This is a genomic window from Pseudogracilibacillus amylolyticus (SeqCode) (genome assembly GCF_051918545.1).
Lineage (GTDB): Bacteria > Bacillota > Bacilli > Bacillales > Amphibacillaceae > Pseudogracilibacillus.
The window spans coordinates 2,960-5,034 of record NZ_JBPPZG010000253.1 but is presented as its reverse complement, the minus strand read 5'-3'; the positions used below and the strand labels follow the sequence as shown (position 1 = coordinate 5,034).

Annotated in this window: 3 protein-coding genes; all 3 read left to right on the top strand. The window is 38.2% G+C overall.

From position 1 onward, the window contains the following. Positions 1–564 (top strand): aldehyde dehydrogenase family protein (locus ACPYKA_RS18755; protein ID WP_479543724.1); only part of this gene is annotated, 564 nt, incomplete at its 5' end. A 370-nt stretch (positions 565–934) separates the two neighbouring features. Beyond that, on the top strand, positions 935–1,690 hold the full coding sequence (locus ACPYKA_RS18750) for a (S)-benzoin forming benzil reductase (RefSeq protein ID WP_479543723.1): 756 nt from the start codon (positions 935–937) through the stop codon (positions 1,688–1,690). A gap of 133 nt (positions 1,691–1,823) precedes the next feature. Next, entirely contained in the window at positions 1,824–1,949 is a 126-nt protein-coding gene (locus ACPYKA_RS18745; protein ID WP_479543722.1) for a YjcZ family sporulation protein, read from the top strand. Positions 1,950–2,075: the final 126 nt, after the last annotated feature.

The window sequence follows — 2,075 nt, the reverse complement described above, 5'->3', positions numbered from 1 at the left end:
TATGTACAGGAAGGAATTTATGACCAATTTGTAGAAAAATTTGCTGCAAAAGTAAAACAATTAAAAGTGGGAGACGGAATGGATGGAGTAGACATTGGGCCGCTGATCAATGAAGATGGCTTAGAAAAAGTCGCCAGCCATGTGCAAGATGCTGTTAAAAAAGGAGCATCATTGGTTACAGGTGGAAACCGTATTCAAGGTACCGGAACTTTTTATGAGCCGACAGTACTTCGAGATATTGATCCATCCATGATCATTATGCAGGAAGAAACGTTTGGCCCTGTAGCTCCAATTCAAAAAATTGCAAACGACGAAGAAGCGGCTGATTTTGCCAATAGCACAGAATATGGCTTAGCTGCCTATGTCTTTACAGAAAGTGTTGCACGTGGAACTAAATTAATTGAGAAGCTAGATTTTGGAATCGTCGGCTGGAATGATGGAATGCCATCCGCGGCACAAGCCCCATTTGGTGGAATGAAAGAAAGTGGCATTGGAAGAGAAGGCGGCCATGAAGGAATGGATGCATTTTTGGAAACACAATATGTTTCTATCGGGGTTGAATGATGTTTCGAATTGAAGAATTTTTAATGCTTCATCTCGAAACGGTAATATAAGATTATATATGTTATAAATCGACTCAACATCTAGGGTAATGACTCGACGTCTTGTCCCACGACTCAACATGTTTGAGAATGACTCGACGTCTTGTCCCACGACTCAACATGTTTAAGAATGACTCGACGTCTTGTCCCACGACTCCGCATGTTTGAGAATGACTCGACATCTTGACAAACGACTCAACATCTTTAGGTCGAGTCATTCTTCCTTAGCTGTGATTAAATTTAGTTTTTTTCATTTGCTACCTGATTCAGTAATAGTTCGTTTTAGAAAGGAATGTTTTATCTGTGATCCATTTTAAAAGTGAGGGATTATATTGAAAATTGCAATTGTAACAGGAGTATCTAAAGGGCTTGGGAAATCTACAGCTGAATTTTTACTGGAATCGGGGATTCATGTATACGGTGTATCCCGCACCCCAAATAATCAGTTACAACAATTAGCAGAGGTAAATGATGTTACTTTTACCCATTTCAGCTGTGACTTAGGGAATGCTGAGCAAACCATTAAGTTGATTGCAGAGATAAAAGAAAAATTAACCGAACATAAGCTATCTCAAATGTATCTTGTAAATAATGCTGCAGTTTTGTCGCCCATCAATCAAGCTACCCAAACAGATGCAAAGGAGTTGGAATACCACTTTCAAGTAAATATCGTTACACCAATGGTATTATTAAATTCATTCTTACGTTTTTGTGATGAAAATATCCCATTTGTCGGAGTGAATATAACGAGTGGTGCAGCGAATCGACCAATTTTTGGTTGGAGTGCCTATTGCAGTTCGAAAGCAAGTTTAAATATGTATACAAAGGCTGTTGCATTAGAACAAGAGGAATTGAAAACCGGAAATAAAATATTCGCCTTTAGCCCAGGTGTAATGGATACAGAAATGCAAGCAAAAATTCGCTCCAGTAGTTATGATCAGTTCATTGATGTTGATACTTTTAAAGATTACAAAAAGCAAAATTTATTGTCTGACACGGAAGCGGTTGCTGGAGTTTTAGTTAATATATTAACGGATGAAGTAAATATACAAAATGGAAAAATATATAATGTTTCTGAATATTTCTAGCTAAAAAAGTAACTCTTTTTTCGGAACTGGTTAATCGCCCTTACATGTAGCCTACTATTACATAAAATGTACCATAAGCGAATGGGTATCCATCGCAAAATAATGGATTGTTAAAAAATGGGGAGGGGTTAACATGAGCGATAAAGGTTACGGAGGATGTTTCGGAAGTGGCTTTGCTTTGATTGTCGTATTGTTTATTCTGTTGATCATTATTGGAGCAGTATTCTCAGACAGAGGATATGGCGACGGTTATTGCTAAACGAAAACGAACTACAAAAAAAGAGAGTGTGAAGCTCTCTTTTTTTATGTGTGCGCCAGGCATGGCGACCATCTAGGTGGTGAAAGTCCACTGTGGAGGTACACATCAACCAACCACTAGAGAAAC